Source organism: Mycobacterium paraseoulense (assembly GCF_010731655.1).
GTDB classification, from domain to species: domain Bacteria; phylum Actinomycetota; class Actinomycetes; order Mycobacteriales; family Mycobacteriaceae; genus Mycobacterium; species Mycobacterium paraseoulense.
The window spans coordinates 5,160,264-5,175,302 of sequence record NZ_AP022619.1 but is presented as its reverse complement, the minus strand read 5'-3'; the positions used below and the strand labels follow the sequence as shown (position 1 = coordinate 5,175,302).

General features: G+C 68.2%; 12 protein-coding genes and 1 riboswitch. Of the genes, 6 read left to right on the top strand and 6 right to left on the bottom strand.

Annotation, left to right across the window (positions count from 1 at the left end; all coding sequences use genetic code 11):
* Positions 1–43 precede the first annotated feature (43 nt).
* Positions 44–1,393, top strand: a complete 1,350-nt coding sequence (locus tag G6N51_RS24195; protein WP_083169736.1) for a sugar porter family MFS transporter — start codon at positions 44–46, stop codon at positions 1,391–1,393.
* Positions 1,384–2,520: an N-acetylglucosamine-6-phosphate deacetylase gene (gene nagA, locus G6N51_RS24190; protein WP_083169734.1), complete on the top strand. Its 1,137-nt coding sequence runs from the start codon at positions 1,384–1,386 to the stop codon at positions 2,518–2,520. The genes G6N51_RS24195 and nagA overlap by 10 nt, the downstream gene beginning before the upstream one ends.
* Here the strand turns inward: nagA and yhjD are convergent.
* Together yhjD and trpS are read right to left on the bottom strand one after the other, a co-directional pair.
* Positions 2,501–3,529: an inner membrane protein YhjD gene (yhjD, locus tag G6N51_RS24185; protein ID WP_083170061.1), complete on the bottom strand. Its 1,029-nt coding sequence runs from the start codon at positions 3,527–3,529 to the stop codon at positions 2,501–2,503. The genes nagA and yhjD overlap by 20 nt on opposite strands.
* Before the next feature lie 8 nt (positions 3,530–3,537).
* Entirely contained in the window at positions 3,538–4,557 is a 1,020-nt protein-coding gene (gene trpS, locus G6N51_RS24180; RefSeq protein ID WP_083169732.1) for a tryptophan--tRNA ligase, read from the bottom strand.
* Positions 4,558–4,769: 212 nt separating this feature from the next.
* On the opposite strand from trpS, the gene G6N51_RS24175 reads away from it, so the two are divergent.
* Positions 4,770–5,567, top strand: a complete 798-nt coding sequence (locus G6N51_RS24175; RefSeq protein WP_167528620.1) for an alpha/beta fold hydrolase — start codon at positions 4,770–4,772, stop codon at positions 5,565–5,567.
* Here G6N51_RS24175 and G6N51_RS24170 read toward each other — a convergent pair.
* Together G6N51_RS24170 and G6N51_RS24165 are read right to left on the bottom strand one after the other, a co-directional pair.
* Positions 5,560–6,789 carry an NADP-dependent isocitrate dehydrogenase gene (locus tag G6N51_RS24170; protein WP_083169730.1) on the bottom strand — a complete coding sequence of 410 codons (1,230 nt, stop codon included), beginning with the start codon at positions 6,787–6,789 and terminating at the stop codon, positions 5,560–5,562. The genes G6N51_RS24175 and G6N51_RS24170 overlap by 8 nt on opposite strands.
* 31 nt (positions 6,790–6,820) lie before the next feature.
* Complete coding sequence (locus tag G6N51_RS24165; RefSeq protein ID WP_083169728.1) at positions 6,821–9,055, bottom strand: NADP-dependent isocitrate dehydrogenase; 2,235 nt, start codon at positions 9,053–9,055, stop codon at positions 6,821–6,823.
* Between the two features lie 146 nt (positions 9,056–9,201).
* Positions 9,202–9,318, top strand: a riboswitch (SAM riboswitch).
* A gap of 165 nt (positions 9,319–9,483) precedes the next feature.
* Between G6N51_RS24165 and G6N51_RS24160 the strand changes: the two genes are divergently transcribed.
* The 3 genes from G6N51_RS24160 to G6N51_RS24150 are packed head-to-tail and all read left to right on the top strand — an operon-like array spanning position 9,484 to position 12,732.
* Positions 9,484–10,863 carry a bifunctional o-acetylhomoserine/o-acetylserine sulfhydrylase gene (locus tag G6N51_RS24160; RefSeq protein ID WP_083169726.1) on the top strand — a complete coding sequence of 460 codons (1,380 nt, stop codon included), beginning with the start codon at positions 9,484–9,486 and terminating at the stop codon, positions 10,861–10,863.
* A gap of 10 nt (positions 10,864–10,873) precedes the next feature.
* Positions 10,874–12,001, top strand: coding sequence for a homoserine O-acetyltransferase MetX (gene metX, locus G6N51_RS24155; protein ID WP_083169724.1), 1,128 nt, complete (start codon positions 10,874–10,876; stop codon positions 11,999–12,001).
* On the top strand, positions 11,998–12,732 hold the full coding sequence (locus G6N51_RS24150) for a class I SAM-dependent methyltransferase (protein ID WP_083170057.1): 735 nt from the start codon (positions 11,998–12,000) through the stop codon (positions 12,730–12,732). Before metX ends, G6N51_RS24150 begins: the two co-directional genes overlap by 4 nt.
* 104 nt (positions 12,733–12,836) lie before the next feature.
* On the opposite strand, the gene G6N51_RS24145 is transcribed toward G6N51_RS24150, so the two are convergent.
* Both G6N51_RS24145 and G6N51_RS24140 read right to left on the bottom strand, forming a co-directional pair.
* A complete protein-coding gene (locus G6N51_RS24145) occupies positions 12,837–13,289 on the bottom strand; it encodes a hypothetical protein (protein WP_083169722.1) in 453 nt (150 codons plus the stop codon).
* Between the two features lie 130 nt (positions 13,290–13,419).
* Positions 13,420–14,844: an FAD-dependent oxidoreductase gene (locus G6N51_RS24140; protein WP_083170055.1), complete on the bottom strand. Its 1,425-nt coding sequence runs from the start codon at positions 14,842–14,844 to the stop codon at positions 13,420–13,422.
* Between the last annotated feature and the right edge of the window lie 195 nt (positions 14,845–15,039).

Genomic DNA, 15,039 nt, shown 5'->3' with positions numbered 1-15,039 from the left:
ATCGGGGGACAAGCGGCCCGGGCGCGACACTAGACTCACCCAGATGACTGACGCCCGGCGGGGATTGCTGGTCGGGCTGACCGCCGCCAGCGTCGGCGTCATCTACGGCTACGACCTGTCCATCATCGCCGGCGCGCAGCTCTACGTCACCGAGGACTTCGGGCTGTCGACGCGGCAACAGGAGCTGCTGACGACGATGGTGGTGCTCGGGCAGATCGCCGGGGCGCTCGGTGCGGGCGTACTGGCCAACGCGATCGGTCGCAAGAAATCCGTGGTGCTGCTGCTGGTCGCCTACGCGGCGTTCGCGCTACTGGGTGCGCTCTCGGTGTCGCTGCCGATGCTGTTGGCGGCCCGGCTGCTGCTGGGCTTGACCCTCGGGGTGGCGGTGGTGGTCGTCCCGGTCTACGTGGCGGAGTCGGCCCCGACGGCGGTGCGCGGCTCGCTGCTGACGGCCTACCAGCTGGCCATCGTCAGCGGACTCATCGTCGGATACCTGACCGGCTACCTGCTGGCCGGCACCCACAGCTGGCGCTGGATGCTGGGACTGGCCACCGTGCCCGCAATGTTGTTGCTGCCCATGCTGATTCGAGCGCCCGACACGGCGCGGTGGTACGTCCTGAAGGGCCGGTACGACGACGCCCGAACGGCGCTGCTGCGCGTCGAGCCCACCGCCAAGGTCGACGAGGAACTGGCCGAGATGGCCCGCGCGCTGGGTGAAGGTGGTGGCGGCTGGTCGGAGATGCTGCGCCCGCCGTATTCGCGGGCCACCGCCTTCGTGATCACGCTCGGCTTTCTGATCCAGATCACCGGCATCAACGCGATCATCTACTACAGCCCGCGGATATTCGCGGCCATGGGCTTCACCGGCAATTTCGCGTTGCTGGGACTGCCCGCCCTGGTCCAGGTCGCCGGCCTCGCGGCCGTGGGCGCATCGCTGCTGCTCGTCGACCGGGTGGGCCGGCGCCCAATCCTGTTGTCCGGCATCGCCATGATGATCGCCGCCGACGTCGTGCTGATGGCAGTGTTCGGACGGGGCCTCGGCGGCGCATTCCTCGGCTTCACCGGCATACTGCTGTTCATCATCGGCTACACCATGGGGTTCGGCTCGCTGGGCTGGGTGTACGCGAGCGAGAGCTTCCCGTCCCGGCTACGGTCCATCGGGTCGAGCACGATGCTCACGTCGAACCTGGTGGGCAACGCGATTGTCGCCGCCGTGTTCCTCACCATGCTGCATTCCCTCGGGGGCGCGGGTACTTTCGCGGTGTTCGCGTCCCTCGCGGTGGTCGCGCTCGTCGTCGTCTACCGGTATGCGCCGGAGACCAAGGGCCGCCAGTTGGAGGAAATCCGGCACTTCTGGGAAAACGGCGGCCGCTGGGAGGACCCGTGCCAGTGATCGCCGCGGGCACGATGGTGCTCGACGGGCAGGTCCGCCGGCCGGGCTGGCTGGAGACGGACGGCGGGCGGATCCTGGCCTGCGGCCGGGGCGCTCCGCCCCGCCCGGCCGACGCGGACTTCCCCGACGGCACGGTGGTGCCCGGCTTCGTCGACATGCACGTACACGGGGGCGGCGGGGCGTCCTACACCGACGCCGACGGGATCACCGCGGCGGCGGAATTCCACCGGCGGCGCGGCACCACGACGACCCTCGCCAGCTTGGTGACCGCCCCGCCGGCCGAGCTGCTGGCCGGGGTGCGCGCGCTCGCCGACGCCACCCGGCGAGGCGTCGTCGCGGGCGTCCACCTGGAGGGGCCGTGGCTGAGCCGGGCCCGCTGCGGCGCGCACGACCCCGCCCAGATGCGCGAGCCGGACCCCGCCGAAATCGACGCCGTACTCGACGCCGGCGCCGGCACGATCCGGATGGTCACCCTGGCCCCCGAGCTGCCCGGGGCCGACGATGCGATCCGGCGTTTTCGTGACGCCGGAGTCGTTGTGGCGGTGGGGCATACGGACGCCACCTACGAGCAGACCGAGCACGCCGTCGCGCTGGGCGCCACGGTCGGCACCCACCTGTTCAACGCCATGCCGCCGCTGCATCATCGCGAGCCCGGGCCGGCGCTCGCCCTGCTGCGCCACCCTGGCGTCACCGTGGAGGTCATCGCCGACGGCGTGCACGTGCACCCGGCCGTCGTGCGCGCGGTGATCGAGACCGCGGGCCCCGACCGCGTCGCCGTAATCACCGACGCCATCGCCGCGGCCGGCCGCGACGACGGGGCGTTTCGCCTCGGCGCTGTCGCCGTCGACGTCGTGTCCGGTGTGGCGCGGGTGCGCGGGACGCCGACGATCGCGGGCAGCACCGCCACCATGGACCGCATCTTTCGCGCCGTGTACGCGGGCGCGGGGCTGGCCGTCGCGGCGCAGACCACCTCGGCGACGCCGGCGCGGGCGCTGGGCCTCGAGCGGGTGGGCAGCCTGCGCGCCGGGTATAACGCGAATCTCGTTGTGCTGGACGGCGATTTGGGAGTCGTCACCATCATGGTGGCAGGCCGTTGGCAGGGTTCGGCTAACGAAGCCGCCGGGTGAACCGGGAAAGTGCCAGCGCCCCAAGGGCTCCCATCGCCGCCGCGGTCAATGTCTGCCGCGTGCTGATCCCCTCGTCCAGTTGCACGCGGGGGGCGATGACCGCCGGCGCGGGAGGCGGGACGTGGCGGGTGCGCGGGCGACCGGATGCCGTCGCCGCCCACGCCGTGCAGAAGAGCACGAGATACGCGGTGACGTAGGCGAACACCATCAGGCCCAGCACCGGGCCGAAGGTGGCGCCGGCGGGACTGCGCAGCACCACCCGCAGATAGATTGAGCCGACCTGTTTGAACGCTTCGAACCCGATCGCCGCCATCAGCGCGGCCCGCGCCGAATCGGCGACGCTGACCTTCTCGCGGGGCAGCCGGGCGATCATCCAGGCGAACAACAACCACGACACCGCCGTCGAGATGACGATCGCCAGCAGCCCGAAGAGCCAGTCCAGCACCGAAAGTTTCGGAACGCCAAGCCATTTCAGCGCCGCGGCGAGGGGCGCGTCATGACTGAGGGTGGTGAGGGCGACGGTGGCCATGGTCACCGCGAACGTCCCCATCAGGGCCAGCAGGTCGGAGAGCTTGTTGTGCACGAAGCCCGGCGACTCGATGCGCTCGTCCCACCACATCTCCGTCAGCGCCTGGCGCAAGTGCGATATCCAGCCCAGGCCCGCCCAGAGCGCGGTCGCCAGGCCGATGATGCCCACCGACGTCCGCGCGTCGATCGCCGAGTTGATCAAGTGCCGCAGCTGATCCCCCAGGGCGCCGGTCACCTGGGCCCGGATGTGCGCGTCGATCGTCTTCAGCAGCTCCGGGCGCCGGACGAGGACGAACCCGAAGGCCGCGAAACCGACCATCAGCAAAGGGAATAGCGCGAAGATCGTGTAATAGGTGAGGCCGGCCGCGAAGAACCCGCCGTTGCGGTCGTCGAAGCGCTGGTAGGCACGGATGACATGGTCGAGCCACCCGTGCCGGTCCCGCAGCCGGTCGAGGATGCCCGCCTTGCCCGGCTCGTTCATGGTGTGACTCATCCCCGCTGCGGAAGGAAACCCAGCCGATCGTAGACCCGCCGGACGGTCTTGCCGGCGACGTCCTCGGCCCGCTGCGCCCCGGCCGCGAGTATCGCCTCCAATTCGGCCGGGTCGGCCAACAATTCGTCGACGCGGGCCTTGATCGGGCTGACGAACTCGACCACCGCCTCGGCGGTGTCCTTCTTCAGGTCGCCGTAACCCCGCCCGGCGTAACCGTCCACGAGCTTGTCGATGCCGGCACCGGTGACCGCGGACTGGATGCTCAGCAGGTTGGACACGCCCGGCTTGGCGTCGGTGTCGAAGCGGATCTCGCGCTCGCTGTCGGTGACCGCCGAGCGGATCTTCTTGGCCGACGCGGCCGGGTCGTCGAGCAGGTTGATCAAGCCGGCATCGGTGGCCGCCGACTTGCTCATCTTCGACGTCGGATCCTGCAGGTCGTAGATCTTGGCGGTGACCTTCGGGATGAGGAGGTCGGGAACCACGAACGTGTCGGGAAACCGGCTGTTGAACCGCTGCGCCACGTCGCGCGCCAGCTCGAGGTGCTGGCGCTGGTCCTCGCCCACCGGCACCAGCTCGGCGTCGTAGGCCAGGACGTCGGCGGCCTGCAACACCGGGTAGGTGAACAGGCCCACGGTGGTGGAGTCACCGCCCTGGCGGGCCGACTTGTCTTTGAACTGCGTCATCCGGGAGGCCTGCCCGAAGCCGGTGAAGCAGCCCAGCACCCAGGCCAGCTGGGAGTGGGCGGGCACGTGGCTCTGCACGAAGATGGTGCTGCGGGCGGGGTCGATGCCCAGCGCCAGGTATTGGGCGGCGGTGACCAGGGTCCGGCGCCGCAGCGCCTCGGGGTCCTGGGGGATGGTGATGGCGTGCAGGTCGACCACGCAGAAGAAGGGGTCGTGGTCGTCCTGCAGCGCCACCCACTGGGTGATGGCACCCAACGCGTTCCCGAGGTGGAGCGAATCGGAGGTGGGCTGCACGCCGGAGAAGATCCGGCGGGATCCGGTAGCGGTGCTCATGATGCCCCGATCTTTTCACGCGACCCGCTTCCGCCGAGTCCCCGGCCAGCCGGGCGCTCGCCCTCGGATGCCCGGCCGGCCGGGCGCCCGCGCCGCACCTCGCTTGCGGTACCGGCGGTACCGCCTTTAATGTCGGCGGTATGGGGAGCAAGCGGACCAACAGCAACACGGGGACCCGGCCACCGATCCACCTCGGCTCGGGGGAGCCGGTGCTGTTGCTGCATCCGTTCCTGCTGTCGCAGGCGGTCTGGGAGGACGTCGCCCGGCGGCTGGCCGACACCGGGCGCTACGAGGTTTTCGCCCCGACGATGGCCGGCCACAACGGCGGGCCGCCGGCGGGGACCTGGTTTCTGTCCTCGGCGGTGCTGGCCGACCACGTCGAGCGGCAGATGGACGAGCTGGGCTGGGATACCGCGCACATCGTGGGCAACTCGCTGGGTGGATGGGTCGCGTTCGAACTCGAGCGGCGCGGACGGGCGCGCAGCGTGATGGGCATCGCCCCGGCCGGCGGGTGGACGCGATGGAGCCCGGCCAAGTTCGAGGTGATCGCCAAGTTCATCCTGGGCATTCCGCTGCTGGTGCTCGCCTGGCTGTTCGGCCCGAAGGTGATGCGCCTGCCGTTCAGCCGCCAGCTGGCCACCTACGCGATCAGCGCGTCGCCGGACGGGGTGAGCGATGAACAGCTGCTGGGCTGCATCGACGACGTCGCGCACTGCCCGGCCTACTTCCAGCTGCTGGTCAAGTCGCTGCTGCTGCACGGCCTGCGCGAGCTGGCCGACAACGCCGTCCCGGCGCACCTGGTGATCTGCGAAAAGGACCGGATCGTGCCCGCACCCAGGTTCAGCCGGCATTTCACCACGCATCTGCCCGACGACCACCAGGTCACCAAGCTCGACGCCGTGGGGCACATCCCGATGTTCGAGGCGCCGGAGCGCGTCGCCGACCTGATCACCGAATTCCTCGACGAGTGCTGCCCGGCGAGCCGGGGCGCCAACCCCTCGGCTAGTTAGCCAGCTTCTTTTCCAGGTTCTCGGCGATCGAGTCGAGGAACTCCTCGCTCTGCTGCCATTCCTGGTCGGGGCCGATGAGGATGGCGAGGTCCTTGGTCATCTTGCCGCTCTCGACCGTCGCGACGACCACGTCCTCCAGGGTCTGCGCGAACTCGATCACCTCGGGCGTGTTGTCAAGCTTGCCGCGATGCTGCAGCCCACGCGTCCAGGCGAAGATCGAGGCGATCGGGTTGGTCGACGTCGGCTTGCCGGCCTGGTACTGCCGGAAATGCCGGGTGACGGTTCCGTGCGCGGCTTCGGCCTCGACCGTCTTGCCGTCGGCGGTCATCAGCACCGACGTCATCAGCCCCAGCGAGCCGTAACCCTGCGCGACGAGGTCCGACTGGACGTCACCGTCGTAGTTCTTGCAGGCCCACACGTACCCGCCCTCCCACTTGAGGCAGGCGGCCACCATGTCGTCGATCAGCCGGTGCTCGTAGGTCAGCCCCTCGGCCTCGAACTTGTCCTTGAACTCCTCGTCGTAGATGCGCTGGAACTCGTCTTTGAACATGCCGTCGTAGGCCTTGAGGATGGTGTTCTTGGTGGACAGGTACACCGGCCACTTGGCGTTCAGGCCGTAGGCCAGCGAGGCGCGGGCGAAGTCGCGGACGGATTCCTTGAAGTTGTACATCCCCATCACGACGCCGCCGTCCTCGGGGATGGACACCACCTCGTGCACCATCGGCTCGCTGCCGTCCGACGGCGTGAACGTGATGCTGACGGTGCCCGGCTTGTCCACCTTGAAGTTCGTCGCCCGGTACTGGTCGCCGAAGGCGTGCCGGCCGATGACGATCGGCTTGGTCCAGCCCGGCACCAGACGCGGCACGTTGGAGATCACGATCGGCTCGCGGAAGATGGTGCCGCCCAGGATGTTTCGGATCGTACCGTTGGGCGACAGCCACATCTTCTTCAGGTTGAATTCGGAGACGCGGGCCTCGTCGGGGGTGATGGTGGCGCACTTGACGCCGACGCCGTGCCTCTTGATGGCGTACGCGGCGTCGATCGTCACCTGGTCGTTGGTGCGATCGCGGTTTTCGATGCCGAGGTCGTAGTAATCCAGGTTGATGTCGAGATGCGGCAGGATCAGCAGGTCCTTGATGAACTTCCAGATGACGCGGGTCATCTCGTCACCGTCGAGCTCGACTACGGGCCCCTTGACTTTGATCTTGTGTTCGCCTGACATGTCGAGTCCGACTTTCTCTTCGCGGCGGCCCTTAGCCCTGCGAAGCGGCTAGCGCTTCGTTGAATGTCTTGCTCGGCCGCATGACTGCAGTCGTCTTCTCGCTGTCCGGGTAGTAGTAGCCGCCGATGTCGACCGTCTCGCCCTGCGCCTCGGCGAGCTCGGCCACGATGGTCTCCTCGTTCTTGCTCAACGAGTCGGCCAGCGCGGCGAAGTGCTCACGCAGCTCCTCGTCGTCGGATTGCGCGAGTTCCTGCGCCCAGTACAGCGCCAGGTAGAACTGGCTGCCGCGGTTGTCGAGCTCCCCGGCCTTGCGCGACGGGCTCTTGTTGTCCTCCAGCAGCCTGCCGATCGCGGCGTCCAGCGTCTTGGCCAGGATCTTGGCGCGCTCGTTGTCGGTCTTGATGCCGATGTCTTCGAAACACGCTCCGAGAGCGAGGAATTCACCGAGAGAGTCCCAACGCAGGTGGTTCTCCTCGAGCAACTGGTGGACGTGCTTGGGCGCCGAACCGCCCGCCCCGGTTTCGTACATGCCGCCACCGGCCATCAGCGGCACGATCGACAGCATCTTGGCGCTGGTGCCCAGCTCCAGGATGGGGAACAGGTCGGTGAGGTAGTCGCGCAGGATGTTTCCGGTCACGGCGATGGTGTCCTGCCCGCGCATCGCGCGCTCCAGCGTGTACCTCATCGCCCACACCTGCGGCATGATGTTGATGTCCAGGCCCTCGGTGTCGTGCTCCTTGAGGTAGGCCTTGACCTTCTTGCGCAGCTCCACCTCGTGCGGCCGTTCGGTGTCGAGCCAGAACACCGCCGTCATGCCCGAGTTACGCGCCCGGGTGACGGCCAGCTTGACCCAGTCCCGGATCGCCTCGTCGGTGACGATCGGCATCCGCCAGATGTCGCCCTCCTCCACGTTCTGGGTGAGCAGCACCTCCCCGGTGTCGAGGTCGACGATGTCGGCGACGCCGTCCTCGGGGATCTCGAACGTCTTGTCGTGCGAGCCGTACTCCTCGGCCTGCTGCGCCATCAGGCCGACGTTGGGCACGGTGCCCATCGTCGTCGGGTCGAACTGCCCGTGGGTCTTACAGAAATTGATGATCTCTTGGTAGATGCGGGAGAAGGTGGACTCGGGGTTGACGGCCTTGGTGTCCTTCTGCCGCCCGTCGGCGCCCCACATCTTGCCGCCGGCGCGGATCATCGCCGGCATCGACGCGTCCACGATCACGTCGCTGGGCGAATGAAAGTTGGTGATGCCCTTGGCCGAATCGACCATCGCCAGCTCCGGGCGGTGCTCGTGGCAGGCATGCAGGTCGCGGATGATCTCCTCGTGCAACGACGCGGGCAGCGACTCGATCTTGCTGTAGAGATCGACCAGCCCGTTGTTGACGTCGACGCCGAGCTCGTCGAAGAGCTCCTGGTGCTTGGCGAAGGCGTCCTTGTAGAAGACCTTCACGGCGTGGCCGAAGACGATCGGATGCGACACCTTCATCATGGTCGCCTTGACGTGCAGCGAGAACATCACGCCGGTCTCGTAGGCGTCCTGCATCTGTTCCTCGTAGAACTCGACCAGGGCCTTCTTGCTCATGAACATGGAATCGATGACGTCGCCTTCGCGCAGCTCGACCCTGGGCTTGAGCTCCAGGGTCTTCCCGCTCTTGGTCTGAAGCACCATCTTCACGTTGCGCGCGCGATCCAGCGTCATCGACTTCTCGCCGTGATAGAAGTCGCCCTGGCGCATGGTGGCGACGTGCGTGCGCGAGGCCGGGGACCACTCCCCCATGCTGTGCGGGTGCCTGCGCGCGTACTCCTTGACGGCCTTGGGCGCGCGCCGGTCCGAGTTGCCCTGCCGCAGCACCGGGTTGACCGCACTGCCCAGGCACTTGCCGTAGCGGGCGCGGATCTCTTTGTCCTCGTCGGTCTTCGGACTCTGCGGGAAGTCCGGAATCTTGAATCCCTTGCCCTGCAGCTCCTTGACGGCGGCGATCAGCTGGGGCACCGAGGCGCTGATGTTCGGCAGCTTGATGATGTTGGTGTCCGGCAGCTTCGTCAGCCGGCCCAGCTCCCCCAGGTTGTCGGGAACGCGCTGGTCTTCGGTCAGGTCGTCGCCGAACTCGGCGAGGATCCGTGCAGCCACGGAGATGTCACTGGTCTTGATCTCGATGCCCGCCGGCTCGGCGAACGCGCGCACGATCGGAAGGAACGCGTAGGTCGCCAGCAACGGCGCCTCGTCGGTCAGTGTGTAGATGACGGTCGGCTGTACGGCGCTCACGGTCCCTCTCCCGGCGTCAAAATATTCAAATATCGGTCAGATCTCTGGGGGGCTCAGCGTTCTTGCTGCCACGTTATCAAGGGCGTTTGGGCAGGTGTCGACCTGCCATTGGCACTGAGTCGGCACAGTAAGCTAGTCTTTGTATCGGTCATGAGCGCCAGCATCAAGCCCCGGCTTGCTGGCCGGCAACCCTCCAACCGCGGTGGGGTGCCCCGGGTGATGACCAGGTCTAGTAGCCACAGGCTGCGCGGCAAGCGCGGGTCCGCCATAACGGACCCCTGACTAGAGGGGAAGACGTGATGTGCACATCTTTAGCTCCTTGCGATCGGCTCATGTGTCGAAGCGTGTGTCGCTGTTAACCCACGGCCACCCGGCCGCCGCGACCCCGACACCCGATCCGCAAATCTCGAAGCAGAAAGCAAACCCACGTGAGCCCCGACAACAGCACCACCAGCAACGACGACGCCGACCCGACCGCGCAATGGTCCTTTGAGACCAAGCAGGTACACGCCGGCCAGCAACCGGACCCGGCGACCCACGCCCGCGCCCTGCCGATCTACCAGACCACGTCCTACACCTTCGACGACACCTCGCACGCCGCGGCCCTGTTCGGGCTGGAGATTCCGGGCAACATCTACACCCGGATCGGCAACCCCACCACCGATGTCGTCGAGCAGCGCGTGGCCGCGCTCGAGGGCGGCGTGGCCGCGCTGTTCCTGAGCTCGGGTCAGGCCGCTGAGACCTTCGCCATATTGAACCTCGCGTGTGCCGGGGATCACATCGTGTCCAGCCCGCGGCTCTACGGCGGCACCTACAACCTGTTCCACTACTCGCTGGCCAAGCTCGGCATCGACGTGAGCTTCATCGACGATCCGGACGACCTGGACTCCTGGCAGGCCGCGGTGCGACCCAACACCAAGGCGTTCTTCGCCGAGACCATCTCGAACCCGCAGATCGACGTGCTGGACATCCCCGGGGTGGCCGGCGTCGCCCACGCCAACGGGATACCGCTGATCGTCGACAACACCATCGCCACGCCCTACCTGATCCAGCCGTTCTCCCACGGCGCCGACATCGTGGTGCACTCCGCCACCAAGTACCTGGGTGGGCACGGTTCCGCGATCGCCGGGGTCATCGTCGACGGCGGCACCTTCGACTGGACGCAGGGCCGCTTCCCAGGGTTCACCACGCCCGACCCCAGCTACCACGGGGTGGTGTTCGCCGAGCTCGGAGCGCCGGCGTACGCGCTCAAGGCGCGCGTGCAGCTGCTGCGCGACCTCGGCTCCGCCGCCTCGCCGTTCAACGCGTTCCTGGTGGCCCAGGGCATCGAGACGCTGAGCCTGCGCGTCGAGCGCCACGTCGCCAACGCGCAACGGGTCGCCGAGTTCCTCGAGGGACACGACGGCGTCCTGTCGGTCAACTACGCGGGGCTGCCCAGCTCGCCGTGGCACGAGCGGGCGAAGAAGCTGGCGCCCAAGGGAACCGGCGCGGTGCTCTCATTCGAGCTGGCCGGGGGCGTAGAGGCCGGCAAGGCGTTCGTCAACGCGCTGAAACTGCACAGCCACGTCGCCAACATCGGCGACGTGCGCTCCCTGGTGATCCACCCGGCGTCGACCACCCACGCCCAGCTCAGCCCGGCCGAGCAGCTGAGCACCGGCGTCAGCCCGGGCCTGGTGCGGTTGGCCGTCGGGATCGAGGGCATCGAGGACATCCTGGCCGACCTGGAACTTGGCTTCGCCGCGGCGCGCAAGTTCCGGGCGGACGCGCAGACGTCGGGCGCCGACCCGCAAGCAGTGGCGGCGTTCTAGGAGCCCGGCCGTGACGATCTCCGACGTCCCCACCCAGACGCTGCCGGCCGAAGGCGAGATCGGCCTGGTGCACATCGGCTCGCTGACCACGGAGAGCGGCGCCGTGATCGATGACGTCTGTATCGCCGTTCAGCGCTGGGGTGAGCTGTCGCCGACCCGCGACAACGTGGTGGTGGTGCTGCACGCACTGACCGGCGATTCGCACATCACCGGCCCCGCCGGCCCGGGACATCCGACCGGCGGCTGGTGGGACGGGGTGGCCGGGCCCGGCGCGCCGATCGACACCGACCGCTGGTGCGCGGTGGCCACCAACGTGCTGGGCGGGTGCCGCGGTTCCACCGGGCCCAGCTCGCTGGCCCGGGACGGAAAACCTTGGGGCTCAAGGTTTCCGGTGATCTCCGTGCGCGACCAGGTGGAGGCCGATATCGCCGCCCTGGCCGCGCTGGGAATCGACCAGGTGGCCGCCGTCGTCGGTGGATCCATGGGCGGCGCAAGGGCTTTGGAGTGGATGGTGGGCCATCCCAGCCGGGTCCGGGCCGGGCTGCTGCTTGCGGTCGGCGCGCGCGCGACCGCCGACCAGATCGGCACGCAGACCACGCAGATCGCGGCCATCCAGGCCGACCCGAACTGGCAGGGCGGCGACTACCACGGCACCGGCCGCACACCGGACACCGGGCTGACCATCGCCCGTCGCTTCGCCCACCTGACCTACCGGGGGGAGGCGGAGCTCGACACCCGGTTCGGCAACGACAAGCAGGGGGGCGAGGACAGCCGCTACGCCGTGCAGAGCTACCTGGAGCATCAGGGCGACAAGCTGTTGGCCCGCTTTGACGCGGGCAGCTACGTGACGCTGACCGAGGCGCTGAACAGCCACGACGTCGGCCGCGGTCGCGGCGGGGTGCGCAAGGCCCTGACCGGTTGCCCGGTGCCGGCCGTGGTTGGCGGCATCACCTCCGACCGGCTCTATCCGCTGCGGTTGCAGGAGGAGCTCGCCGAGCTGCTGCCGGGCTGCGGCGGCCTGCAGATCGTCGAGTCGATCTGCGGGCACGACGGCTTCCTGGTGGAATCCGAGGCGGTCGGGGAACTGATTCGCAAGACGCTGGATCTCGCCGCCAACGAAGGCACGTGCCGGCGGTGACCCGTTCTCGCCACGACCGCTCCCTGTCGTTCGGTTCGGCGGCGGCGGCCTATGAGCGGGGACGTCCCTCCTACCCACCGGAGGCCATCGACTGGCTGTTGCCGCGCGGCGCGCGGCAGGTGTTGGACCTGGGTGCGGGCACCGGCAAGCTCACCACCCGGCTGGTGGAACGCGGGCTGGATGTGGTGGCCGTCGACCCGATTCCCGACATGCTGGAGGTCTTGCGCACCTCTTTGCCGGAGACCCGGGCACTGCTGGGCACGGCGGAGGGCATTCCGTTGCCGGACAACAGCGTCGACGTCGTCCTGGTCGCCCAGGCCTGGCATTGGGTGGATCCCGAGCGCGCCATTCCCGAGGTGGCGCGCGTGCTGCGGCCGGGCGGGCGACTGGGCCTGGTGTGGAACACCCGCGACGAGCGGCTGGGCTGGGTGCGGGAGCTGGGCGAGATCATCGGCTCCGACGGTGACCGGGACCGCTTCGACGTCGCGCTGTCCGATGCGTTCACCCAGCCGGAGCGCCACCAGGTCGAGTGGACCAATTACCTTACGCCGCAGGCCCTGATCGACCTCGTCGCGTCGCGCAGCTACTGCATCACCTCACCCACCGAGGTTCGCACCAGGACCCTGGACCAGGTGCGTGAACTGCTGGCCACCCATCCGGCGCTGGCGAATTCGACCGGGCTGGCGCTGCCCTATGTGACCGTGTGCATCAGGGCGACCCTCGCCGGGTGATCGGGCTGAGGCTGGTCGCCGCCACCACCGGCGGACGCTCGCTCTGATCCGTTCTACGAGGGAGCACGCCGCCACGGACCTCGTGGTCACCGGCTGAAAAGGCCTCAGCCCAGGTCTTCGACGAGGATGTCGTTGACCGTCTTGAGGTCGTCGATCGCGCGCTGGGTGAACAAGTCGGCTTGGTCCAGATCGGCCAGTGTGCTGTTCGGCCCCAGCGACATGCAGAGGTGCGTCGCCGTGTGGAAGTCGTTGATCTCGGACTGCAGCGCCTTGGTCAGCGCGGGGTCCGGCGTGGGCAGGTGGGCCTGCAGACCGATCGTTTGCTCGTCGTGGACGGCCGAACACGCCGATCGCAGAGCGCCGAGGTCGTTGGCTTCGATCGCATCGACCACCGCCTGCATGTACTTCGCCGTGTTGGCCAGATGCTCTTGGGCCTGGGAGTACCACTCCGGGACACCGGCGTAGTCCGCGCCGGCCGTTCCCGTTGTACCCATGGTGCAAAGACCCGCCGCGACAGCGACGGCACCGCCCCAGCGCTTGAGTGCCTGCGTGAACATGTCTGACCTGCCTTGGGTGTGCAGCCGTGATACCCAAAGTTTCCGCACCAGGCCGCCACGTTCGCTAGGGCCTTCGGGCCCGCTTTGTGGGCCAAAGGACCCGCGCTGGACGTTCCGACGGACGCAAACCTCAGAAGTTCAACCCGGAGAACATGATCCGGTTCGGGTCGTACTTCTGCCGCACCGTCGTCAGCCGCGACAGATTCGAGCCGAAGTACCGCGCGGGCGCGCCGCCGGCCTCCAGATAGTTGACGTATCCGCCGACCGAAATCTGTTGCACCGCTTGGTGTGCCGAGCTCAGCCAGGTGTTTGCGGCGGTGACCTGGTTGCCGGCCGGCTCGACGTACCACTGCAAGACGGCGGACTGATTGCGCCAGGGGAACGCGGTGTCGCCCGATGCCACGTCCGCGACGGCGCCACCGAGCGGGTCGACGAGGACCGATGCCTGCCCGGCGCCCGAGGGCCACTGCCCGATCGCAGTGGCAATGGCGCGCGCCGCGGTGGAATCGACCGGGCCGATGACGTCCGACCCGGCGACGAACGAACGCGCCGGCGGCGTGGAAGTACCGCCGGCCAGGAACATCATCAAGTCGGTCCGGCTCATCGTCTTGTTCGAAACCGAGGTGGGCGCCACCCCGACCGCGGACTTGATCGCATCGACCACTCCAGACCCCGCCCCCGCGGGGCAGGTCGCCAGCACGTGGCAATTCGGCGCCGAGCCGACCATGAGATCGACGATGCCCCAGGTGTTTCGGTCGGCCGCGCTGAGCCAGGACTGCCAGCCGACGAGCACCTGCGTGGCCGACGCGGGCGGGAAGTCGAGCCGCACGACGTCGCTGTCGGTCGTCGCGAAGGTGGAGAACGTCATCGACGTCGTCACCCCGAAGTTTCCTCCGCCCCCGCCACGCAGCGCCCAGAACAGATCCGGATTGTCGTTGGCGGACGCGGTCACCACGTCGCCGCTGGGCAACACCACCGTCGCCGACTGCAGCGCGTCACAGGTCAGGCCGGCGTGGCGGCTGTCGGGGCCTATCCCCCCGCCCAGCGCGAGTCCCGCGACGCCCACCGTCGGGCAGGTGCCGCTCGGTATCGCCCGACCGGTCAACGCCTGCTGGATCGCGTAGAGCGTGGTCGCCGGGGTGACGGTGACGTTGTTGCCATCGAAGTTGGCACCACCCGGGAGCCCGCGCAGGTCCAGCACCAACGTGCCGTTGGCGCTGGACGCACCGACGTACGAATGCCCACCCCCGCGCGGGGCGATCTTGAGGTTGTTGGCCGTCGCGAACGCGACCGCCTTCTGCACGTCCGCCTGCGATGAAACCGTCACTACCGCGGCTGGACTGGAGCTGTCGTAGAACGAGTTGAAAACCTTTTTGCTGGTGGCGAATTGAGCGCTGTTGGTGGGCAGCACAACGGTGCCGCCGATGGAGGACGCCAGCCCGCCCCAGCCGACGGCGGGGTCGGCGGCCGCCCGCGCGGTGCCCAAAACCGCGCCGGTGGCCAACATTCCGACGGCGCCGCGAAGAAAGGCCTGGCGCGAGATGGTCCGCTGCAAGCAGGGGTCCGGCGGACGGCTGTGATTCGTCGTCATGTGCGGAGATTCTCAAACATTTCTCACGCAAAAGCCCGATGTCGGCGCCCGTGTCAGATCACAGTGTGGCTTCGATCCGCCGGGCGGCCCGGCGCCGCGCGTGGCGCCTTTTAAGCGACGTCCGGGGATCGGCGACCCCGCAAAACGCTTATTGTGCGA

Coding starts and splice junctions, on each gene's coding strand:
- G6N51_RS24170 (WP_083169730.1), bottom strand. CDS start 6,789: ATGTCAGGCGAACACAAGATCAAAGTCAAGGGGCCCGTAGTCGAGCTC.
- G6N51_RS24195 (WP_083169736.1), top strand. CDS start 44: ATGACTGACGCCCGGCGGGGATTGCTGGTCGGGCTGACCGCCGCCAGC.
- yhjD (WP_083170061.1), bottom strand. CDS start 3,529: ATGAACGAGCCGGGCAAGGCGGGCATCCTCGACCGGCTGCGGGACCGG.
- trpS (WP_083169732.1), bottom strand. CDS start 4,557: ATGAGCACCGCTACCGGATCCCGCCGGATCTTCTCCGGCGTGCAGCCC.
- G6N51_RS24145 (WP_083169722.1), bottom strand. CDS start 13,289: ATGTTCACGCAGGCACTCAAGCGCTGGGGCGGTGCCGTCGCTGTCGCG.